Origin of the sequence: Micromonospora orduensis, assembly GCF_006228125.1 — a bacterium.
In the GTDB taxonomy this organism is placed as follows: domain Bacteria; phylum Actinomycetota; class Actinomycetes; order Mycobacteriales; family Micromonosporaceae; genus Micromonospora; species Micromonospora orduensis.
This window is the reverse complement of the sequence record NZ_VDFY01000230.1, coordinates 73415-96832: the sequence shown is the minus strand read 5'-3', so window position 1 is coordinate 96832 and position 23418 is coordinate 73415. Positions and strand designations below refer to the sequence as shown.

Sequence of the window (23418 nt, the reverse complement as noted above, 5' to 3'; positions counted from 1 at the left end):
CTCCGCCCCCGACGACTCCGCCGCCCACCACGGGTGCCTGCCGGGTCGGGTACACGGTCAACGCCTGGAACAACGGTCTCACCGCGAGCGTGACCATCACCAACACCGGCACCGCCGCGGTGAACGGGTGGTCGCTGACCTTCACCCTGCCCAGCGGGCAGCGCATCACCGGCGGCTGGAACGCGCAGTACTCCCCGACCAGCGGCGCGGTGACCGCCCGCAACGTCTCCTACAACGCGACCCTCGCCCCGAACACGTCGGTGGACATCGGCTTCCAGGCCACCCACGAGGGCGACACCGGCAAGCCCTCGTCGTTCGCCCTGAACGGTGCCACGTGCTCGGTCGTCTGACCCCCTTTCCACACCACCATCCAGAAGGAGTCGCACGATGAGAAACGCGAGATGGAGGGCGGCATCGAGAGCCGCCATCGCGCTGACCGGCGCGGGTGCTCTCGCCGCCGGCATGGCGCTGGTGCTGACGGCACCCGCCTCCGCCGGCACCACCCTCGGCGCGTCGGCCGCGGAGAAGGGCCGGTACTTCGGTACGGCGGTGGCCGCGTTCAAGCTCTCCGACAGTGCGTACACGACCATCCTGAACCGCGAGTTCAACATGGTGACGCCCGAGAACGAGATGAAGATCGACGCCACCGAGCCGCAGCAGGGCCAGTTCAGTTATGGCTCGGCCGAGCAGATCGTCAACCACGCCCGGAGTCGGGGGATGAACGTCCGCGGGCACACCCTGGCGTGGCACTCCCAGCAGCCGGGCTGGATGCAGAACATGAGCGGCAGCGCGCTGCGGCAGGCGATGCTGAACCACGTCACGCAGGTGGCGACCCACTTCCGGGGCCAGATCTACGCCTGGGACGTGGTGAACGAGGCGTTCGCCGACGGCAGCTCTGGCGCGCGCCGTGACTCGAACCTGCAGCGCACCGGGAACGACTGGATCGAGGCGGCGTTCCGCGCCGCCCGGGCGGCCGACCCCGGCGCGAAGCTCTGCTACAACGACTACAACACCGACAACTGGACGCACGCCAAGACCCAGGCCGTCTACACCATGGTGCGGGACTTCAAGTCCCGTGGTGTGCCGATCGACTGCGTCGGCTTCCAGTCGCACTTCAACAACGACTCGCCGTACGTGAGCAACTACCGCACCACACTGTCCAGCTTCGCCGCGCTCGGCGTGGACGTGCAGATCACCGAGCTGGACATCCAGGGCGCCTCGGCGGCGACGTACCGCAGTGTGGTGGAGGACTGCCTCGCGGTCGCCCGCTGCAACGGCATCACGGTCTGGGGAATCCGCGACAGCGACTCCTGGCGGTCGTCCCAGACCCCCCTGCTGTTCACCAGCAGCGGCGCGAAGAAGCCGGCGTACGACGCGGTGCTCGCCGCGTTGAACAACGGCACCACCCCGCCGACGACCACCCCGCCGACGACCACGCCGCCGACCACCACCCCGCCGACCACCCCGCCGAACAGCTCGCCGCCGGCCGGTGACGGCTGCTACGCGTCGGTGGCGCTCAACCAGTGGGCCGGGGGCTTCACCGCGAACGTGACGGTCACCGCCGGCAAGTCGGATATCAACGGCTGGACCGTGACCATCGAGCTGCCCGCCGGCGCCGCGGTCACCGGCACCTGGAACGCCCAGGCCAGCGGCACCACCGGAAGCGTCCGGTTCACAAACGTGAGCTACAACGGTCGGATCCTCGGCCGGCAGTCGACCACTTTCGGCTTCCAGGGCACCGGCACCGGCCCGGGCGTGTTGGCCAACTGCGTGACCTCCTGACCCATCTGATGCGGCGGCCGGCGCGGAGGACCACTCTCCGCGCCGGGCCGTCTGGGCCGGGCCGGTCGCCCAGCAAGATCACCTAAAGCCTTCGCGTTGGTCCTGGCGGATCGGCTTCCGCCGCTGCCGGCGGTGGCGTCACGGGCCGCAGAGGCTGGCTCTGTCGCCGTGGACGCCGCTCGTGACGCGGCGGCCGGGGTCATCACCAGAGTCGGGGAGATCGCCGTAGGCCGTAGGCCGTAGGGCCGGCCGAGCTGGCCGAGCCTCGGGCGGGGCCGGTCAGACACCCCCAAGTGTTTCGAGTGAAGCGCACTGACCAGCAGGTACGCGGAAGGGTCGGGCAATCCAAGGCAAAGTGATCTTGAGGGGGTCGGCCTTCGGGGAACCCGTGGGATCTTGTCCCTCACCTTGGCGGCTGACCTGCGTAAACGTCCCGGCGCAGCACACGATAGCCGAGCATCTACTCCCGAGGGTCTCGACAGGCGCTGCTCATCCATGGTCAAATAGCAGCGGTTTTCGATCTCTGTGGAGGCGCCGGAGGATGTGCCGATTTGTCGTAGAGCGGGCGAGGGTAGCTCGCCCGCGAACGCTGGCCATCGTTGTCGATGGTGCTGATATCCGCCGATAGCGGAACTATTCTCTCTGCTCGGCCGGTGGAATGCTCTCGATGAGAGTAGGCGAAAGCAGCCATCGGTTTTCGAAAAGGGCTTATTTTGTCTGACACGGGGGTCGGCAAATTTTTCTCGATTCACTTCTGGGTGATCGGCTCATCACGCCGGTTGCCGCTTCTTATGACGATCACAGACGCGTCTGGAATGCGGTACACGATCGACGGCCGGCACTGATTGCCAGGTGCGTGAGTGCTGTCGAAGTTTCGTCGGTGCTGCGCTACGCGCGGTCTGCCGGCCTCGCGGTGACAGTGCGTGGGGGTGGCCACAACGTCGCAGGCAAGGCGGTCTCCGACGATTCGGTCATGATCGACCTGTCGCTGATGCGAGACGTCTCGGTCGATCCGTCGGCTCGGCTCGCGCGGGCGCAGGGGGGATGCCTGCTCCGAGATCTCGATGCCGCCACCACCCCTCACGGGCTCGCCTGTCCCGCCGGAGTGGTCTCGCACACCGGCCTCGGTGGACTCGCCCTGGGAGGCGGGTACGGCTGGCTCGCCCGCCGATGGGGCCTGACCTGTGACCACATTCTCGCTGCCGAGGTCGTGCTGGCGGACGGTTCGATAGTCGAGGCCTCCGACAGTGCGCACAGCGAGCTTCTGTGGGCGCTGCGAGGTGGCGGCGGCAACTTCGGCATCGTCACCCGGTTCACACTTAGCCTGCGACCGATCGGTCCGGTCGTCCACCGAACCGGGATCTACCCGCTGGACGACGCCGCCGGCGCTCTGGCCGCGTACCGGGAGTTCGCGGAAGGCCAGCCGGCGGACCTGCACGCCGTCGGGGCGTTCAAAATCGCCTCGGATCAGGACTGGATCCCCGCGCAGCTCCGTGGCCGTCCCGCCCTGCAACTCACCGCGGCCTGGTTCGGTGACCGGCGCGGCGGAGAACGTGCCGTCGGGCCGCTGTTCGACGAATGCGCTCCGGCGGGGGGACTGGAACGGGTGTTGTCCTTCGCCGAGCTCCAAGCCCTCGGTGATCACAGCGAACCGCATGGGCGCCGCTATTTCACCAAGTCCTGCTATCTCGGTGAACTCGGTCCCGCTACGGCCGACGCGATGATAGGCAACGCCGAGGAGATCCGATCGCCGCTCTCCTGCGTCGACTTCGAATATCTGCGTGGCGCGATCACGGACGTTCCGGACGAGGAATCTGCTTTTCCGGCGCGGGGGGCGCCATACATGTACACCGCCTCCGCCCACTGGATTGATCCTAACGACGACGACGAAGAGGCCGCCTGGTCTCGCCGCAGTATCGCGAGACTCGCCGAATGGCACTACGGCGGTTCGTACGTGAATTACGTGCAGGACGAGCCGGCTCTCGGGTCTGTCGACGTATATGGTGCCGGTCGATACCGACGGCTCGCGGCGGTCAAGAGACGTTACGACCCGGACAACCTGCTGCGGCACAACCAGAACATCGCTCCGGCCCCGGAGACTCGCACGATGATTGAGGAGGATGGTCTGTGACGCCGTTCGGCACCAAGCGTGTCTCCATCAGTCCGGCAGACCGTCGTGACTGCAACGACCCCATGACGGTCATCAACGATCTACGATCTGACTGGTACGGGCTGATCGCCGACCTCCATGACGTCGTGCACACGGAGACCGTCCGCTACGCCTCTGCGCAGGGCCTCAAGCATCTCTTCCTCCCGATCACCACGCGAACGGTGACGTGCCCGACGGCGCTCGGCAGTGACTCGGAGCCGGTGCCGGTCACGGTGAGCGGAGTGCATACCTACCTCGCCGATTCCATGCAGTTCGCCCTTGAGTACGGCTGTCGTGTCGCGCCGGGCGGGTGTTACACGATCATGCCGTCCTTCCGTGCGGAGCAGCCGGACGAAACCCATCTCGGGCAGTACACGCACAGCGAGGCCGAGATCCCCGGAGACCTGGATGCCCTGATCTCCTACGTGACCGGCTACGTCAAGGCACTCTCCGGTGCCATCCTGGACAACGTCGGCGGGCGTCTGGAGGCGGCTCGTGGAGATGTCTCCCACCTGATCAGGATGGCCGAAGGCGCCGGCTTCGAGCAGTTGACGTTCGAAGAGGCGGTCGCGCGCGTCGCTGACGTGGATGGGACGGTCCGCGACGAAGGTGCGTGGCGCACGCTCACTCGCAAGGGCGAGCAGTTGTTGCTGGACCGGGTCAGCGAGTTCCTCTGGGTGCACCACTTCGACAGCCTGGCGGTCCCGTTCTACCAGGCCTCCAGCGATGATCATTTCAGGATCGCCCGAGGCGCCGACCTGTACTTCGGCATCGGCGAGGTGGTCGGCTCCGGCGAGCGGCACACCGACGCCGACCGGCTGCGCAAGTCCATGGCGCTGCATGGCGTGGACGAGCGTGAGTACGCGTGGTACGTCCGCATGAAGCAGGAACTCCCGATGCTGACCTCCGGCTTCGGCATGGGCGTCGACCGGTTCCTGATGTGGGTCCTCAACCACGACGACATCCGTGACCTGCCCTTGATCTCTCGTACCGACGAGCCCGAGGACTGGCCTTTCGCGGTAGTGAGGCCCTAGCACGGCAAGAGGCGCGACTTCGGCGATGCCCGCTGGGCCGGATCCGCGACGCGCGTGCGCGTAGAGGGTTCGTGACCCCCGCAGGACGGCACATCTCCCACTCATCGACTACGTACCCGTCTGCCCTGGGCACAGCGCCCTCTGCCGCGTCCCACGCGGGGGTGCTGGTGGCGACGACCGATGGATACGACCGACTTCGGGAAGGCAATGATGACCGCGAACACACCGGCGGCCGAAGGGTTCCCGCTCTCCCCACAGCAGCGGGCAGCGTGCCTGCGCGGGGGCTTCGCGGAGCGGGCGACCCGTACGGTCCAGGTGCCGATCGCCCTGGCGCCGGTGGAGATCGCCTCGCGGCTGGCCATGGTGACGGCAGAGCACGAGATCCTCCGCACCAGCTATGTGGAGGTCGCGGGCCGGCCGATGCCGCTGCGGGTGGTGGATCCGCCTGGCCCGGTCGTCGAGGAGAAGACGGACCAGGGCGATCTGGTGATGCGGGCGGGCAGCCTGTCGGTCCGTTACACGCCGGTGCCGGACGGCACGCGACTCGAACTCGGGTTGCCTCGGCTGAGCGTCGATCAGGTGACCTGGCGTCTGCTCCTCGGGCTGTTGCTGGACGGTACGCCCGACACCGCCGCAGGCGGGCCGCCCCACTACGCCGACGGTGCGGCCCGGCCGGACGCACGGCTCCCGTGGGCGGAACCGCCTGTCGATCCGCGGTCCGATTCCAATGGCGTGCCGTTCCTGAGCCCTGTCGGGGTCGAAGAACCCGGCGACGGTACGTGGACCGTCGTCATCAGGCCGGATGACGCCACCCTGTCCGCCCTGCGTACCCTCGCCCACCGTCTGCAGGTGTCCGAGCCCGCGGTGCTTCTCGCCGCCTGGGCCTCGCTGCGCTCGCGGTACACCCGCTCGGTGGATCAGCCGATCTCGGTGGTCACCGACGGCCGAGCGGCCCCGGAATCGCGGCGCGTTCTGGGACTTCTCGAGCGGCCGGTGTCGCTGCGCCTGCCGATCGGGGCCGACGCGGTGTTCGCGCTGGCCGCCCGTACCGCGGAGGACGCGCTGGCCACGGCAGCCGCCGAGGAGCACCTGAGCGACCCCTCGGTCCGGCCCGAGACCTCGTTCCGGTACCAGTGGGACCCGTGGTTCCACAGTGTCGAGCCGGAGCCGGCCGAGTTCGGCGACGTTCCCGGACGGCTGCACCTGGATTGCTGGGCGGCCCCGGAGAAGCTGACGTTGGCCGTCACCGCGACCTGCGGGAGCACGACCCGATCGGATCTGTCCGCCTACGCGCGAGCGTGGGAGCTGCTGCTGGCCGATGCGCTGGCCGACCCTGACGAGGCCGTCGGTCGACTGCTGCTGACTGACCAGGTCGAGCAGCAGCCGCCCCAGCCGGCACCGCAGGATTCGGTTCTTCTCCGATTCCTGCGGCAGGCCGACCGTGTTCCCGGCGATCCGGCGGTCCGCTGTGGTGAGGACGTGATCACCTACGGTCAGCTGGCGGCCTGGGCCGAGTCGATCGCGTCCGTGCTGCACGATCACGGGGTCCGCCCGGGCGACCAGGTGCCCCTTCTCGTCCCGGCGACCTCGGGCACGCCAGCGGCGATCCTGGGCTGTTGGCTGGCAGGTGCGGCGTTCGTTCCGCTGGACCCGGCGTGGCCGCGGGGCCGGACGGAGGCGATCCTGCGGCAGTGGGATCCCGAGCTGGTGCTGGTTCCGGGAACCCTCGAGGAGTTCACCGGTTCGGTCGACGCCGTCCCACTTCCTCCGTGCCCGCCGTCGACCGTCACCGCACGACCGAGGCCGGTCGGCGAGACGGATGTGGCGTACGTGATGTTCACGTCGGGCACCTCAGGAGTGCCCAGGGGGGTGGTCGTCGGGCATGCCCAGCTGGCCCACTACGCGGCCGCCAGCCGCTCCGAACTCGATCTGCGGGACGGGGCGAGTGTCGCCACCGTCTCGACGATGGCGGCCGATCTCGCGTACACGGCGATCTTCCTTCCCCTGACCAGCGGCGGGTGCGTACGGCTGGTCGACGCGGACACGGCCGCTGATCCGCAGATGCTGGCCGCCGAGTTCGGAGAGCGGCCGGTGGAGGCGCTGAAGATCGCGCCGTCGCGTCTGTCGGCGCTGCTCGCCGGCACCGCGCCCGCGTCCGGCTGGCTGCCGACCGAGGTCCTGGTCCTGGGCGGCGAATCGCTTCCGCCAGGGCTGGCCGAGCGGGTGGCCGAGTTGAATCCCCGACTGCGCGTCTACAACGAGTACGGCCCCACCGAGACCACGATCGGCGCGTCCTGCCGGATGGTGCGGCTTCCGGTCGATCCGCGATGCGCCTCGGTCCCGGTAGGGACGACGTTGGGCGGCTGCGCACTGACCGTGGTCGACGAGGCAGGGCACCCGGTCCCGGCCTGGGTTCCGGGAGAGGTGGTCATCTCCGGCCCCGGGGTAGGAATCGGCTATCTCGACGAGGTCCAGGCCGGGCGAGCGGGCTTCGGCGAGCGTGGAACACGGCGGTACCGGTCCGGTGACCTCGGTCGCCTGGTGCCCGGTGCCGGGGTCGAGGTGCTGGGTCGACTCGACGACCAGGTCAAGTTGGGCGACTACCGGATCGAGCTGCAGGAGATCGAGATGCTGCTGCTCCGTCAGCGCAGCGTCGAGGCCGCCGCCGTCATCGCCCGCCGGGATGACGGGGGCCTGGTCACCCACCTGGACGCCTACGTCGTGCGCGGCGACGGGTACGACGGCGTGCAGGCCGAGGCGCTGAAGAAGACACTCGGCCGCCAGCTTCCACCGGCACTCGTGCCGGAGGCGTGGCAGTTCCTCGACGCGCTTCCGTTGACCCGCAACGGCAAGGTCGACCGGGCCGCTCTGCCTCCGATCGAGGTGCGCACGGCCCAGCTGGCAGGCCCCCGCGACGCCTTCGCGCAGCGGATGTCGGCGGTCTGGTCCGACGTACTGGGCATGGAGGACATCTCTCCGGACGACGACTTCTACAGCCTCGGCGGCCACTCCCTGCATGCCATCCGGTTGATCTCCCGAGTCAAGGCAGCCTTCGGCATCGAGCTCTCGATGGCCTCGGTGCTGAGCGCGCGGACGCCGGCGGCCATGACCGCCCTGGTGCGCGGGGGGCCGTCGGAGGGCTCTCCTCTCGTGCTGCTCCAGCCGGCCCGGGATCCGGGCGGTCCGCCGATCGTGTGCTTCCACCCCGGAGAGGGCGGCACCGACTGCTACGCGGAACTTGCCGAACTGCTCTCCGCCGGAAGTCCGGTGCTCGGCATCGAATCGCCCGGCCTGCACGGCGGAACGCCTCCCGCGACGTTCGTGGAGATGGCCCAGCGGCACGCGACCGCGATCGTCGCGGCCGGGCACCGAGCGCCGGTACTCGTCGGCTGGGACCTCGGTGGGCTGGTGGCCAGGGAGACGGCAGCAGTCCTGCGTCGAAGGGGAGAGCCGGTGACCGCGCTGATTCTGCTGGACGGCCCGTCGCCGGGCCTCGTCGGCGGCGAGGACGAAGCGCTCGCCCCTGCGGCCGACACCGCGGCGTCCGAGGACCATCCCGTCGCCGGGCACAGGGAACCCCCGGAGGCGGACCATCCGGTGCTCCTGGTGCGAGCGGGAGCGGTCGATGCTCCGCCGGATCAGGACTGGACGTGGGGCTGGAGCTCGCTCGGCGGGCCGCACCTGACCGTCGCGTCGATCCCGACCGACTACCACGGCCTCCTGCGACCCCCGGCGGTTGCTGAGCTGGCCGACACGATCCGCGGGCTGCTCGGCTCCGGAAGCGGTTCCCGATGACGACCGCCGCCGAGAGGAGACCTCAGCTCCTGCGGGCCGAGCGGCCCGCACGGATCCCGCTCTCGTTCGCCCAGCAACGGATGTGGTTCCTGCATCGCTACGGCGAATCGGGATCGGCCTACAACCTGACGTATCTCTGGCGGCTCGACGGCGCGGTCGACGAGCAGGCGCTCGGCCGGGCGCTACGGGACGTGATGATCCGGCACGAGGCTCTGCGCACCATCTTCCCGGAGGAGGCCGGCGAGCCCGCGCAACAGGTACTGGACCCCGCCGCCCTCACGACGCCGCTGACCGTACGCCAGGTCGCCGCCCCCGAGGTCGATTCCGTCGTCCGGGAGCTGGCCGATCGTGAGTTCGCCCTGCGGAACGAGCCTCCGTTCCGCGCCGCGCTGCTGATCAGCGGTCCTCGGGTGAGTCACCTGGCCCTGTTCATCCACCACATCGCCTGCGACGGCTGGTCGGGCGGCCTGCTGGCGCGTGACCTGTCCACGGCGTACCGGGCCCGTATCGCGGGCACGGTTCCGGACTGGGCCGCGCTGCCGGTCCAGTACGTCGACTACACGATCTGGCAGCAGGCTCTGCTGGGCACGGACCAACAGCCCAGCGAGCTGGCCGCCGAGCAGCTCCGGTACTGGACCGAGACGTTGGACGGGGCGCCGGAGCTGATCACCCTGCCCCTGGACCGGCCGCGACCGTCGGTGGCCAGTTACCGTGGCCGCACCACGGAGCTGACCATCCCGCCAGGATTGCACAATGACCTGGTCGAGCTTGCCGCCGAGCGAGGCTGCACGCTGTTCATGGTGCTGCACGCGGCATTGGCGGCGGTCCTGTCGGTGTACGGTGCCGGCCCGGACGTCGTGCTCGGGACCGCGTTCGCCGGGCGCAACGACCGCGCGCTGGAACCGCTTGTGGGATTCTTCGTCGACACCCTGGTGTTGCGCCTCGACCTGTCCGGCGACCCGACTTTCGGCGACCTGCTGGACCGGGCCCGCGATGCCGATCTGGCGGCCTTCACGCACCAGGACGTGCCCTTCGAACGTGTCGTACAGGCGGTGAAACCCGAGCGTTCGAGCGCCCACCATCCGCTCTTCCAGGTCTTCTTCGCCTTCGACGACGGTGAGACCACGAATGAGCTGCGGTTGGCGGATGTGGTGAGCACCCCGCTCCCGGAGCCGGTGAACACCGCCAAGTTCGACCTCTCCGTCGACTTCTTCCAGGAACTCCGCGAGGACGGCAGCGTCGCGGGCGTGCGGACGGTCTTCGAGTACGCGACGGATCTGTTCGACCCGGCCACCGTGGAGCAGTTGGGTGCTCGGCTGCTGCGGTTGTTGACGGTGGCGTCGGCCGATCCGGACGTCCCGATCGGCCGGCTCAACCTGCTCACCGCCGCCGAACGGCGCCAACAGCTGAAGGAGTGGAACGGGCCGGTCACGGACGAGCCGCCACTGGATCTGGTCGCGCTGGTGCGGCAGATCGCCGAGCAGCGACCGGAGGCGATCGCGGTCTCCGGCCAGAAGGAACACGTCACCTACCGCGAGCTGGCCTGGACCGCCGCCCGGATCGCCGGCGAACTACGGGCCGCCGGCGCCAGGCCGGACACGCTGGTGGCAGTGCTCTCCCATCGGACACCCTGGTACGTAGCTGCGGTGCTCGGTGTGCTCGGCGCAGGCTGTGGGTTCATGCCGGTCGACGTGAGCACGGGCGTCTCCCGCGCCGGGCAGATGCTGGAGGACGGGGAAGTCGGGCTGTTGCTGGCCGCGACGGACCTGCTCGACCGGGCTGAGTCGATCGCCGCTGCCGCGGCTCTTCCGGTCCAGGTCCTGGCGCCGGGCTCCGGCCTCGCCGATCCCGCCGGCTTCACTTGTCAGCCGAGCCGGGACGAGCTCGCCTACGCCGTGTTCACCTCCGGCTCGACCGGCCGGCCCAAGGGTGTCCTGGTTCCGCACCGGGGCCTGGCGAACCACCTGCGCGCGATCATCGAGCTGTACGAGCTGGATGAGCGTGACGTCCTGATGTTCAACGCGCCGCTGACGTTCGATGTCTCGATCTGGCAGTCGCTCACGCTCCTGGCCGTCGGAGGCCGCATCCACACGGTCGACGACGACCTCGCTCGTGATCCCGTCGCGCTGGCCGAATGCTGCGCCGACCAGGGCGTCACTGTGCTGCAGATCGTCCCGTCCCTGCTGAGGGCAGTACTGGAGGCATGCGACGAGACCCCCCGGCTGGCCGACCGGATGGCCGGCCTGAGGCTGATGCTCGCCCACGGCGAGGAGTTGACGCCCGACCTGGTCAGCCGGTGGCACCGGCAGGTGCCCGGGGTGCCGTTGGCCAACGTGTACGGTCCCGCCGAATGTTCCGACGACGTGTCGATCGCCCTGCTGGACAAGGACGTGACCGGCCCGTCCGGTCGAGCCTCCATCGGCAAGCCGCTGATCAACACCTCCGTCTTCGTGCTCGACGACCGGCTGGCGCTGGTGCCCGCGGGGGTGACGGGCGAGCTTTACGTCGCCGGCGCGGGCCTCGCCCGGGGATACGCGGGCCGCGCGGCGTTGACCGCGGAACGATTCATACCCAACCCGTTCGGCCCGCCGGGACAGCGGATGTACCACACCGGTGATCTGGTCCGCTGGAACCCAAACGGCGAGCTGGAGTTCCTTGGCCGCGCCGACGGCCAGGTGAAGATCCGCGGATTCCGGATCGAGCTCGGTGAGATCGAGTACCACCTTCGGTCCGTGCCCGGGGTCGACCAGGCGACCGTCATCGTCCGCGAGGATCGGCCCGGTGACCGGCGGCTCGTCGCGTACTTCACCGCCGACGGCCACCTGCCGGTCTCCTCGCTCAGGACGGCGGCGGAAGAGTCGATGCCCAACTACATGGTGCCCGCCGCGTTCGTGGAGCTGGCCGAGATGCCACTCACGGGCAACGGCAAGCTCGACGTGCGGGCGCTTCCGGCGCCGGACCACTCCGGCGGCGGCCGGGAGCCGTCGAGCCCGGAGGAGCACCAGTTGTGCGCCTTGTTCGGCGAGATCCTGGGCGTCGAGAGGGTCGGCGCCGACGACAGTTTCTTCGAGCTGGGCGGGCACTCGCTGTTGGCGACCCGCCTGCTCAACCGCGTCCGTGCGGTGATGGGCGCGGAGGTCTCGGTCCGCGACATCTTCGACGCGCCGACCGTGGCCGGTCTCGCGAGCACGCTGGCCGGCCGCAGACGCTCCTCACGACCGGCACTACGGCGCCGGACTCGCGAAGGCGAGCTGCTGTGAAGGCATCCGAGGAGTGACCAGGACATGATTCCACTGTCGTTCTCCCAGCGCGGTCTCTGGTTCCTGAACCAGTTGGACCCGTCCGACACCTCCTATCACGTCCGGCTGGTGTGGCAGTTCTCCGGTGACCTGGACGAGCTGGCCCTGCGGGAGGCGCTACGCGACGTCGTCGGGCGGCACGAGAGCCTGCGTACCGTCTTTCCGGACACCGACGGAGTCCCCGAACAGCGGGTGACGCCCCTCGCCGACCTGGGTCCGCTCCTGATCGACGAGCGGACCGGCGACCAGGAGGCGGACGAGGCCGAGGAGGTGTTCGTCGCCCGGACGTTCGACCTGAGAACGGACATCCCGCTGCGCGGGATGGTGCTGCGGACGGGGCCGAACCGTGGCCGGTTGGTGCTGGTCGTGCACCACGTGGCCTTCGACGGCTGGTCGGAGGCGATATTCTGCCAGGATCTGAGCCGGGCGTACGCCGCCCGCGCCGCCGGACTCGCTCCGCGGTGGCTGGAGTTGCCCGTCCAGTACGCCGACTACGCGTTGTGGCAGCACGAGGTCCTGGGTGACGAGTTCGACCCGGACAGCCTGATGGCTCGCCAACTGAGTTACTGGCGAGCCCGACTGAGCGGGCTACCGCAGGAGTCCGGGCTCGCCGCCGAACCACGTACGGGACGATCGGGCCCGAGCCGCACCCGAGGCTTCCGAGTCGACGCGGATACTCACCGTGGCATGGTGAAGCTGGCACAGCAGACCGGGGCGACCCTGTTCATGGTCGTTCACACCGCTCTTGCCGCCGCCGTCACCAAGCTCGGCGGTGCGACCGATCTGCCGCTGGGAACCGTGGTCTCCGGACGGTCGGACGAAGCGCTGAGCGAGCTCGTCGGCTATTTCACCAACACGGTCGTGCTGCGTACCGACACCTCGGGAAGCCCGACGTTCACCGAGTTGCTGGGCCGGGTCCGCGAGGCCGACCTGGGCGCGTTCGCCAACCAGGACGCGCCGTTCGAGAAGGTGGTCGCCGCGGTGAACCCCGCGCGGCGGCGGTTCGGCAGCCCGCTGATCCAGATCCTCTTCTCCGTCGAGGACCGCGTCGAACCCACGTTGGACATGGGCCCGGTCCATCTCGAGTTCCAGAGCCGGGCCGCCACGGCGGCCAAGTTCGACATCGAGGTGTTGGTGGAGGAGGAGCTGACCAGCGGTGGCGAGCCCCGGGGGCTGGCCGGCACCGTCGAATACCGCTCGGACCGCTTCGCCGCCGCGCTGGTCGACGCTCTCGTCGAAGAGCTTGTCGCGTCGCTGACGGTGATGGCCGCCGACCCCGACAGCCGGATCGACGCGACCTAGTGGCCTCCACTCGCGGCCGCCCCTCCATCGCCCTTCCGGATCTGTTCCGTCGCAGACTTAGGAGCTGAATGTGGTTTCGCGCGACTCCCGTTCCACGGCTCATGCGGAGCCTCGAGCCACCCCTGCCCTGAACGTTGCCGACGGTCAGAATCAGCCGGCCGGGGGGACGGTTCGCCGGCTCCGGGATTCCTCGGCGCTCGGCATGACCGACGGTCCGCTTCGGGTGGCCGGCGACCTCGAAGAGGATCTCGACATCGCCCACACCCTGCACGAGCTGATTCAGGCGCAGGCCGATCGGACACCAGAGGCCATCGCGGTCGAGTCGGGGTCCCAGCGGATCCGGTACCGCGAACTCGATCTGGCGGCCCGTGGGTTCGCCCGCGCCCTCGCCGAACGGGGAGTGGGCGCGCGCTCGCCGGTCGGTGTCTGGTGCGACCGCGGTCCGAACCTGCTCGTGGCGCTGCTCGGTGTGCTGCACGCCGGGGCGGCGTTCGTTCCGCTGGACCCGGATCTCCCGCCCGCGCGGGTACGCACGATGCTCGCTGAGGCCAGAGCCGGTCACTGCGTCGTCGACGTCTCACCGTGCGGCCCGGTGGACGGCCTGGACGTCGAGGTGATCGCGGTGACCGGTGATGCCGGTGACCCGCTGACCGTCCCGGTCGATCCCGACGATCTCGTCTCCATCTACTACACCTCGGGCTCCACCGGGAAGCCCAAGGGCGTGGCCAACCCGCACCGCGGCTGGGTCAACCGGATGCGCTGGATGCAACAGCGTCACCAGCTGCGCCCCGGCGAGGGCGTACTGCACAAGACGGTCCTGAGCTTCGACGACTCCGCGGTCGAGCTCTTCTGGCCGCTGATCGTCGGCGGTCGGGTGGTGATGCTGGAACGCGGCCTGCACCGTGATCCACGAGCCATCGCGCGCGCGGCCACGGCACACGAGGTGTCGGTGCTCCAATTCGTGCCGAGCATGCTCAGCCTGTTCCTCGAGGAGGTGGCCGGGAGCCCACCGCCGACGCTGCGAACCGTGATCTCCAGCGGCGAGGCGTTGCGTCCCGAGCTCGTTCGCCGATTCCACGAGGTGTTCCTCGACACGGACTGCTCACTGCACAACCAGTGGGGCCCGACGGAGGCGTCGATCGACGCCACCATCCACACCTGCTCGCCCGAGGACGCCGCCTTGCCGGTGATCCCCATCGGCAGGCCGCTGACGAACTACCGGGTGCATGTGCTCGACGAGTCCGGCATGCCCGTGCCCCCCGGAGTGGAGGGAGAGCTGTACGTCGGCGGCGTCGGGCTGGCCCGCTGTTACTGGAACGATCCGGCGAAGACCGCGGAGGCATTCCTGCCCGACCCGGCCGTACCGGGAGAGCGGCTCTACCGTACCGGGGACCGTGCGGTGCACGGGCCGGACGGTGCCATCATCTTCCTGGGTCGGCGTGATCACCAGGTGAAGATCCGCGGCAACCGGGTCGAGCTCGGCGAGATCGAGCGAACCCTGGTCACGCACACCGACGTCACCGATGCGGTCGTGACGGTGTTCGAGGCGCAACCCGGTGACAAGCAGCTCCTCGGGTACGTGGTCGGCCACGGCGGCACGGTCGACACCGAGGCGGTGCGTCACTTCCTGATCGAGCGGCTTCCCGGGTACATGCTCCCGGCAAGGCTGATCGTCCTTTCGGAGCTGCCGCTCACCGCAAGTGGCAAGGTGGACCGGAATCGTCTGCCGGCGCCCTCGACCGAGGTGGCCGCGACGGGCCGTCCGCCGCGCGGCGAGTCCGAGCTGCTGGTCGCGGAGGCGTGGGGGCAGTTCCTTCCCGCGACCGACGCCGAGGCCGACTTCTTCGAACTGGGTGGGCACTCCCTGCTCGCCACCCGCGTCATCAGCGTGTTGCGGCGTGCGTTGAACCTCGACCTGCCGCTCGTGCTGCTCTTCGACAATCCGACGATCGCGGGACTGGCGCTTGCCGTCGAGCGTGAGTTGCTGAGCGAGCATCAGGGAGCGCCCGATGAGTGAACTCCAGGACCGCCTGCGGACCGCTCGGTCGCGCCTCGCCGACAACACGGAGCCGAACGTCGCGGGGATCTCGGGGCAGGGTGATCCCGCCCGTCACGTGTCCACGCAGCAGCAGTGGTTCTGGCTGGTGAACCGGATTCTCGGTGACTCGGCCGCGTACAACGTGGCGGAGGCCGTCCAGCTCATCGGTGAACTGGACGTCGACTGCCTGCGGACGGCCGTCGCCGCCGTGGCGACCCGGCATCCGGTGCTGCGGACCGGCTTCGCGGATCAGGGCGGAGCCCCGTTGCCGATCGTCCACGCGCCGGAAGCCGTCCCGGTCCTGCGGTGCGACGCTCATGACCAGACCGAGCCTGCCGCCCTCGCGGCCGAGGCTGCCGCCGAACCGCTGCTTCTCGCCACCCAACCGCCGATGCGCGTCCACGTCTACGAGATGGCTGGACGACGTTGGCTCGTCGTGCTGGTCGTGCACCACATCGTCGTCGACGCGCCGTCGATGTCGCTGCTCTGGAGTGAGGTCGCCGACCAGTACCGCCGGGTGCGGGCGGGCGAGCCGCCGGTGCTGGAGCGCCCGCGGCTGACGTACGCCGACGTCGCCGCCACGGCCGAGGCGCCGTCCGACTCGGATCTGGAGTACTGGGTACGGGCGCTGGCCGGAGCGCCGGAGCTGGAGCTTCCGCTGGACCGGCCACGACGCGAGGCGGGGGGTCGGCCGGGCGCGCAGATGTCGTTCGCCGTACCGGCGGCCCTGGCCGCGCGCGTCCGGCGGCTCGCCAGCGACTGTGGCGCGACCGAGTTCATGGTCTACACGGCGACGTTCAGCGCGCTTCTCGGCCTGCTCAGCGGACAGCCCGATGTCGTCGTCGGCACGCCGGTACTCGGCCGCTCCGACAGCGAGTTGCAGGACGTGATCGGCCCGTTCCTCAACGTGGTGGCGTTACGTGTCGACCTGACGGACGAGCCGAGCTTCGTGGAGCTCATCCGCCGCACCAGGAACACCGCGCTGGAGGGATTCGCCCGGCAGCGGGTGCCGTTCGCCGAGGTCGTCGAGCGGCTCGGCCGATCGACGGCGCGCAATCGCAACCCGTTGTTCGAGACGGTGATCACGGTGCAGAAGGGCGAACCGCCGCTGCCCCGGTGGCCAGAGCTGAGTGCGTCCTGGGTCGACTTCCCGGTGGAGTACGCCAAGTTCGACCTCGAGCTGTTTCTCAGCTACGGGCTGCCGGACGGCGGGGCCCGAGGCGTCGTCGCCTACGCCAGCGACGTGTTCGACGCGGCCACCGTCGACAAGGTGGTCGAGCTGTACTGCCGGCTCCTCGATGTGGCTACCCGTCGTCCGCGCGACCCGGTGATCGGATCGGTGCTGGTGGGCGTCGATGATCCGCCGGTGATCGCCGGGCGTGAGCGGGCCGAGGGCCCCGTCCTGCTGCACCGCATCATCGAACAGGCGCAGCGCCGCCCCGACGCGCCGGCGGTGGGCAACAGGACCGAGGTGTTGTCCTACGCGGAGCTGATGGCCGTCGCGGCCGGGATAGCCGAGCAACTCCGCGCCGCGGGAGTGCGCAGGGACGACACGGTAGGTGTCTGTCTGGAGCGCTCGCCCGTCATGGTGGCCGCGCTGCTCGGCGTCTGGATGGCCGGTGCGGCCTATCTCCCGTTGGACCCCTCGTACGGCGAGAAGCGCGTCGAGTACATGCTCCGGAACAGTCGTACGTCGGTCGTCCTGACGGATGGCGCCACGAGGAAGTTGGTGGCCTGGAGCGAGGCCGGGGCGAGGGCGCTGACTCTCACGGAGGCCCGGGCTGCCGTCGTCGAGCCCGAGATGGTGGATCCCGAGAATCTCGCCTATGTCATCTACACCTCCGGCTCCACCGGCCGCCCGAAGGGTGTGATGCTCCGGCACGCGGGGTTGGCGAACATCGCCGCGGACTGGATCGACCTGGTGGGGCTGGAGCAGACGGACACGGTGGCGGCGACCATCTCGATCTCGTTCGATGGGTCGGTGTTGGAGCTCATGGCACCGCTCGCGGTAGGCGCCCGCGTGGAGGTGGTCGACCGGGACACCGTCGTCGACGGCCGGCGCCTCGGGGAGGTCATCAGCGACGCCGGGGTCACGGTGATGAAGTCGTCCCCGGCCGGTTGGTCACTGCTGATCGCCTCCGGATGGAAGGGTGCCCCGATTCGGGCGTTCTCCGGCGGGGAGGCCCTGCCCGCCGCCCTGGCCCGCGACATCACCGCCCGCACCGAGCGCTTGTGGAACTCCTACGGCCCGACAGAGACCACCATCAACTCCACCCAGCAGTTGGTTCCTCCCGCCGCGAGTGCCCCGCCGGCGTTGGGCGAGCCGGTGGCCAACACCAGACTGCTGGTGCTCGACGTGAAGGGCCGGCCGGTGGCGCCGGGGGCTCCGGGCGAGCTGTACATCGGCGGTAGCGGACTCGCCCGCGGCTATCTCGGTGATCCGGCCACCACTGCGGCCCGGTTCGTACCCGATCCGACCCTGCCGGGTGCGCGTATGTACCGCACGGGAGACCTCGTTCGCCGCCGCTTCGACGGTTCCCTGGAGTACCTGGGGCGAGCGGACAACCAGCTGAAGATCCGTGGCTTCCGGATCGAGCCGGAGGAGATCGAGACGCGGCTGCGGGAACACCCCGACATCGTCGACGCCGCCGTGGGCCCCGTCGGCCAGGGCGTCGAACGAACGCTGGCAGCCTACGTCGTGTGGAACAACCCGGACGGGGAGCGCTGGCCGCAGGTGCGGCAGGACCTGGCCGAGGTCCTGCCGGACTACATGATCCCCACCGTGGTGGTCGCGATGGAGCGGCTTCCCTCGACGCCGAACCGGAAGCTCGACCGGGCGGCGCTACCCACGCCCCTACCGGCTGTCGACCGCCGGTCGGCACGGCCGGAGACCCCGTTGCAGCGTCACCTGGCGGCGATCTGGTCGAGTGTGCTGAAGCTCGACGGAATAGGCCTGGACGACGACTTCTTCGCCCTGGGCGGCCATTCGCTGCTGGCCGCCCGGCTCGTGGCCGCGGTGCGCGCACAGCTCGGCGTCGACATCCCGATGCGGCAGCTGTTCGCCCACCCGACGGTAGGTGCGCTGTGCGACTTCATCGGTGACCACACAGCTTCGACCGGACCGGCGCCAGCCGGGCCGGCTGTCGACGGCGCTGCCCCGCTGTCCTCGACACAGCAGCGTTTCTGGTTCCTCGAGCAGTTGCGGACGTCACGTACCGACTTCCATGTCAACGCGACGATCATCCTGCGTGGCGCGGTCGACCCCGTGCTGGTGCACGATGCCCTGCTGTCGGTCGTGGCGCGGCACGACATCCTGCGTACCCGCTTCGGCGACGGCTCCGGGCAGGTGGTCGGTCCGGTCCTTCCGCTGTGGCAGGAGGTTGTGGAACTGGGCGACGACACTCCGGTCGCCTTCGCCGACAGGTGCGCCGCCGAGCCCTTCGACCTGGCCGAGGGGCCACTGGTCCGAGCCAGGTTGGGACGTTCCGGCGAGGACTACGTGTTGGCGTTCGTGCTCCACCACAGCCTGGTGGACGGGTCCTCCATGTCCATCCTGTGGCGGGAGTTCAGCGCGGCCTACCGGGCACTGGCCGCCGGTGACACGCCGGCAGGGCGGGCGTCGGTCCAGTTCGCCGACTACGCCCGCTGGGAGCGTTCGCGTCCCGATGACGGACGGGACGTGGCCTACTGGCGGCAGCGTCTGGCGGCCGCCTCGGCAACCGAGATCCTCCCCGACCGCCCGCGACCGACGGTCTTCGTGGAGGACGGCGCAGAGCACAGGTTCGAGCTGGACGCCGCGACGTCCAGGGCGGTCGACGAGTTGGCCCGGGAAAGCGGAACGACGCCGTTCGGCGTCCTGCTGGGGGCGTTCGCGGTGACCGTCGGGCTGCTGTCCGGCACCACCGATGTCGTTCTGGGCACGCCGATCGCCGGCGCCGGGCGCAGCCGACCCGAGTTCGCCGAGCTCGTCGGCCCGTTGCTGAACAGCATCGTCCTGCGTATCGATGTCGGCGCCAGCCACCGGTTCACCGACCTGCTGGCCACGTTGCACCTGGACATCGCGGACGCGCACGACCACCAGCAGTTGCCGTTCGAGCGGCTCGTGGAGCAGCTCGATCCACAACGCGACCTGGCTCGGCACCCGCTGTTCGGCATCCAGTTCGCACTCGACGTCGGCAGCGCGAACTCGATCGACCTGCCCGGCGTGACCGCCGAGGAACTGGACACCAGCCGGGTCAGTGTCAAGGTCGACCTCAGCATGTCGCTGTCGCGGCAGGCGGGCGGCATCGCCGGATCCCTGCAGTACGCCACGCGCCTCTACGATCCGGCGACGGCCGCGGTGGTGGTGTCGGTATTTCGTCGGGTTCTGTCCGCCGTCGTCGTCACGCCGAACGTGGCGCTCGGATCATTGCCGCTCGCCGGAGCGGACGAGGTGCTGCCGCCCCTGCCGTCCCGACAGGAGGCGCGCCTCGCGGAGTGGACCGAGCCCGACACCACGTTGCCCGAGCTGGTCGACGCCGGTATTCGACCAGATTCGCCGACCTTGACCGCCGGTGGCATCACCCTGACCGGCGACCAACTGCGTGGTCAGGCGATTGCCCTCGCCGCCCGGTTGCACGAGGAAGGCGCTGGTCGCGGCGTACTCGTCGGTGTGCTGCTGCCCAGGTCGGCGGCGCTCGTCGTGGCCATGCTGGCCGTCATGCGTACCGGGGCCACGCTGTTGACCCTGGACCCCCTCCAACCGCCCGCTCGGCTTCGTCGCCTGACCGCCGGTCTGCCGCTGGTCGTCACCGACCGGCCGGTCGGCGATCCGGCCCTGCCCGAAGACGTGCGGATCATCCGTCCCCACGACGCCCGCCCGGCAGATCCGACCACCTGTGGACCTGCCCCCTACGACATCGCGTACGTCACCCACACGTCGGGATCCACCGGGACGCCCAAGGCCGTGTCCACCACGCATGGCGCCGCGGCCGGCTACCTGCGGCACATGATCAGGGAGTACCGGCTCGGCCCCGACGATGTGGTGCTGCAACTGGCGGCACTGTCGTTCGACGCCAGCGTGCGCGAGATCCTGGGCACTCTCGCGGCCGGTGGCCGCCTCGTCCTGTTGTCCGACGAGGAGGCTCGCGACCAACGCGCCATCGCGAGGGCACTGGCGGACCACCACATCACCGCGTTGCTGGCCGTGGTGCCGTCGATGCTGGGTGCGCTGGTCAGGGAGGTCGGACAGGGGACCCGTCGCCCCGGGCTCCGGCTGATCCTCAGCAGCGGTGAGGAGTTGCCGGCGACGGTGGCGGCGGCGGCTCTCGACCTGGGCGACCACGTCGAGGTCGTGAACCAGTACGGACCCACCGAATGCGCCATGACCACCACCTTCCACCGGGTCAGCGGGGCCGACCTGCGGACCGGGCACATACCCGCCGGCAGGCCGTTGCCCGATGCCTGGGTGTACATCCTCGATTCCCGAGGACGGTTGCTGCCACGTGGGGCGGTCGGTGAACTCGCGATCGGTGGTCCACGTGTCTCGGCCGGCTACCTGGACGCCCCCGCACTCACCGCGAGCCGCTTCGTGCCGGACGAGTTCCATCCGGGGCAGCGTCTCTATCGAACCGGGGATCTGGCGCGTATCGACCACAGCGGCGAGGTCCGGTACCTGGGCAGGTTGGACCACCAGGTCAAGGTCCGCGGGGTTCGGATCGAGCCCGGTGAGATCGAGTCGGCGTTGCTGGCTGTGCCGGCGGTACGCGCCGCCGCCGTGGTCGTCGTCGGCGAGAAGGACGGGGTCGAACTGGTGGCCCACGTCGTAGCCGACCCCTTCGACGCCGCCGCACTCCGTGCCGCGGTGGTCGACACCCTGCCCCAGGCCTATCACCCGTCACGGTTCGTAGAAGCAGCGGAACTACCGCGGACACCGCACGGCAAGGTCGACCGGACCGAACTCGTGCGGCGGACTCCGCCACCGCTCGACACCCGGGCGGAGGTGCTCGAACCACGGGACAGCACCGAGCTGCGCATGGTGACCGTGTGGGAGCGGGTCCTCGGGCGCAGCCCGATCGGGGTACGGCAGGACTTCTTCGAACTCGGTGGCCACTCGCTGAAGGCGGTGGAACTGATCGGCGCACTCGGTGCGGAGCTGGGCGTCGACCTGCCGTTGAACGCGATCTTCCAACACCGCACGATCGAGGCGTTGGCCGTGCGGGCCGGGCGACCCGTCCAGAACCGGTTGGCCGTGCTGTTGACCGCACCCGACCTCGCCGGCACTCCGCTGTTCCTGGTACACCCACAGTCCGGCGACGCGTGCGGCTACTTCGCGCTCGCCCGCCAGTGGGGAGCGTGGAGGCCGGTCTACGGGATCGAGGCCGTCGGGTACAACACGGACGACGCTCCGCTGACCGACATCACCGCCATGGCCGAGCGATACCTGTCCGAGGTCAGGGCACTGGCGCCGCGCGGGCCGTACCTGCTCGCCGGCTGGTCGTTCGGTGGCAACGTGGCCCTGGAGATGACCCGGCTGCTGGAGAGGGCCGGCGAGGACGTGGCGTTCGTGGGCGTGATCGACGCCCGTGCCTTCGGCGTGGACTCCACCGAGGACCGGTTCGACGACGTGCCGGATCTGGAGAGGTTCTCGCTGTCCTATGGAATGGGCGAGGCGGAGATCCCCGCCGACGCGGGTGCCGGAGAGGCCGATGTCGAGACCGTCCTCGCCCGACTGACCCGGTATCTCGTCGACCGGGGGCAACTGCCGGCCGGTGTCCAGACTCCGACGCTACGCCGGATGTACGACGTCTTCACCGCCAACGGTCACGCGGCCGATCGCTTCCGACCGGCCGAGGTCGAGGCGGACATCTGGTTGTTCAAAGCGACGGAGCAGCATCCCACGCTCTCCCGTCCGGTGGTCAGAGCCGAGAGTTGGCGGACGTTGACCCGCGGCGAGACACACGTGAGTCTCCTGCCCGGCAATCATCACGACCTCTTCACCGAGACGAACGTGGCCACGGTGGCCGCTCGGCTGCGCGACGCCGTAGACACCGCTCTTGCCGCCGCCCGCGGCACGACCTCGGGGGGCGACGCATGAGCCGGATCGGCATTGTCGGCGGTGTCGGGCCGTACGCGGCGGCGCACTTCTACCGGCGGATCCTCGACCTGTGCCCGGCGGTGACCGACGAGGACTACACAGCCGTCGTCCTGGTCGCGGAACGGATCCCCAGCCGGATCGACCATCAGCTGGCCGGCGGACCGAGTCCGCTGCCCGCACTGCGGGAGGCGGTTCGCAAGCTGTGTGTGGCAGGAGCCGACCTGATCGCCATTCCGTCGGCCACCACGCACATCTATCGCGCCGAGCTGTTGCGTGAGTCCCGGGTCCCGATCGTGGATCTGCTGCTGGAGGCCGCCGCGCATCTGGAGCGCCGGGGCCTCTCCCGGCCGCTGATACTGGCCACCGAGGCGACCGCGACGCTGAGGAGCTTCGAACCGCTCCTCGCCCCGGCCACCAGGGCGACGTACCCCGATGAGCACGGGCAGCGGCAGGTCACCGACTTCATCTACCGGGTCAAGCGAGGAGAACCGGCCGATCCGACCCGTGCCGAGTTCACCCGGTGCGTACGAGCACTGCTGAGCGCCCATCCCGACGCGGACTGCGTGGTGCTGGGCTGCACCGAGCTGTCCGTGATCGCTCCCGCGGTCGACGTCGGCGTCCCCGTCGTGGACGTCACAGACGTTCTCGCGCACGCCGCCCTGAGCTTCCTGGCCGACGCGGAGATCCCGCATACCGATCAAGGTGAACTGGAGGTCCGACTGTGACGAACGCCGATGTCACCGACAGGTGGCTGGTTGTGATCAACGATGAAGAGCAGTACTCGATCTGGGCCGCGGAGCGGCCGGTCCCGGCCGGCTGGCGAGCGGTCGGCGAACCGGACAGCCGCGAGGGTTGCCTGAAGCGGATCGAGGAACTCTGGACGGACATGCGTCCCAAGAGCCTCCGAGACCGGACCGCCGCCGCCGCGGACGGACGATGACGGC

General features: G+C 69.7%; 11 protein-coding genes. All 11 read left to right on the top strand.

Annotated elements, in window-relative coordinates:
- On the top strand, positions 1 to 350 hold a 350-nt coding region (locus tag FHG89_RS26165), incomplete at its 5' end, for a cellulose binding domain-containing protein (protein ID WP_208761115.1).
- Positions 351 to 387: 37 nt separating this feature from the next.
- On the top strand, positions 388 to 1782 hold the full coding sequence (locus tag FHG89_RS26160) for a glycoside hydrolase family 10 protein (protein WP_139587066.1): 1395 nt from the start codon (positions 388 to 390) through the stop codon (positions 1780 to 1782).
- A 754-nt stretch (positions 1783 to 2536) separates the two neighbouring features.
- A complete protein-coding gene (locus tag FHG89_RS26155; RefSeq protein ID WP_167517530.1) occupies positions 2537 to 3913 on the top strand; it encodes an FAD-binding protein in 1377 nt (458 codons plus the stop codon).
- Positions 3910 to 4965, top strand: coding sequence for an amino acid--tRNA ligase-related protein (locus FHG89_RS26150; protein WP_244295861.1), 1056 nt, complete (start codon positions 3910 to 3912; stop codon positions 4963 to 4965). Before FHG89_RS26155 ends, FHG89_RS26150 begins: the two co-directional genes overlap by 4 nt.
- Positions 4966 to 5175: 210 nt before the next feature.
- On the top strand, positions 5176 to 8760 hold the full coding sequence (locus FHG89_RS26145; protein ID WP_139587064.1) for an alpha/beta fold hydrolase: 3585 nt from the start codon (positions 5176 to 5178) through the stop codon (positions 8758 to 8760).
- The gene (locus tag FHG89_RS26140; RefSeq protein ID WP_139587063.1) at positions 8757 to 12020 is read left to right on the top strand and encodes a non-ribosomal peptide synthetase; all 3264 of its coding nucleotides are present in this window, start codon (positions 8757 to 8759) and stop codon (positions 12018 to 12020) included. The genes FHG89_RS26145 and FHG89_RS26140 overlap by 4 nt, the downstream gene beginning before the upstream one ends.
- Before the next feature lie 24 nt (positions 12021 to 12044).
- Positions 12045 to 13361 carry a condensation domain-containing protein gene (locus tag FHG89_RS26135; protein WP_139587062.1) on the top strand — a complete coding sequence of 439 codons (1317 nt, stop codon included), beginning with the start codon at positions 12045 to 12047 and terminating at the stop codon, positions 13359 to 13361.
- A 202-nt stretch (positions 13362 to 13563) separates the two neighbouring features.
- On the top strand, positions 13564 to 15378 hold the full coding sequence (locus FHG89_RS26130) for a non-ribosomal peptide synthetase (protein WP_139587061.1): 1815 nt from the start codon (positions 13564 to 13566) through the stop codon (positions 15376 to 15378).
- On the top strand, positions 15371 to 22474 hold the full coding sequence (locus FHG89_RS26125; protein WP_139587060.1) for an amino acid adenylation domain-containing protein: 7104 nt from the start codon (positions 15371 to 15373) through the stop codon (positions 22472 to 22474). Before FHG89_RS26130 ends, FHG89_RS26125 begins: the two co-directional genes overlap by 8 nt.
- A complete protein-coding gene (locus FHG89_RS26120) occupies positions 22471 to 23199 on the top strand; it encodes an aspartate/glutamate racemase family protein (RefSeq protein WP_139587059.1) in 729 nt (242 codons plus the stop codon). Before FHG89_RS26125 ends, FHG89_RS26120 begins: the two co-directional genes overlap by 4 nt.
- Positions 23196 to 23414: an MbtH family protein gene (locus FHG89_RS26115; RefSeq protein WP_139587058.1), complete on the top strand. Its 219-nt coding sequence runs from the start codon at positions 23196 to 23198 to the stop codon at positions 23412 to 23414. Before FHG89_RS26120 ends, FHG89_RS26115 begins: the two co-directional genes overlap by 4 nt.
- Positions 23415 to 23418 lie beyond the last annotated feature (4 nt).

Bases quoted from the DNA above. Each gene is read 5' to 3' on its own strand.
- FHG89_RS26160 (WP_139587066.1), top strand. From the start codon at position 388: ATGAGAAACGCGAGATGGAGGGCGGCATCGAGAGCCGCCATCGCGCTG.
- FHG89_RS26145 (WP_139587064.1), top strand. From the start codon at position 5,176: ATGACCGCGAACACACCGGCGGCCGAAGGGTTCCCGCTCTCCCCACAG.
- FHG89_RS26140 (WP_139587063.1), top strand. From the start codon at position 8,757: ATGACGACCGCCGCCGAGAGGAGACCTCAGCTCCTGCGGGCCGAGCGG.
- FHG89_RS26135 (WP_139587062.1), top strand. From the start codon at position 12,045: ATGATTCCACTGTCGTTCTCCCAGCGCGGTCTCTGGTTCCTGAACCAG.
- FHG89_RS26130 (WP_139587061.1), top strand. From the start codon at position 13,564: ATGACCGACGGTCCGCTTCGGGTGGCCGGCGACCTCGAAGAGGATCTC.
- FHG89_RS26125 (WP_139587060.1), top strand. From the start codon at position 15,371: ATGAGTGAACTCCAGGACCGCCTGCGGACCGCTCGGTCGCGCCTCGCC.
- FHG89_RS26120 (WP_139587059.1), top strand. From the start codon at position 22,471: ATGAGCCGGATCGGCATTGTCGGCGGTGTCGGGCCGTACGCGGCGGCG.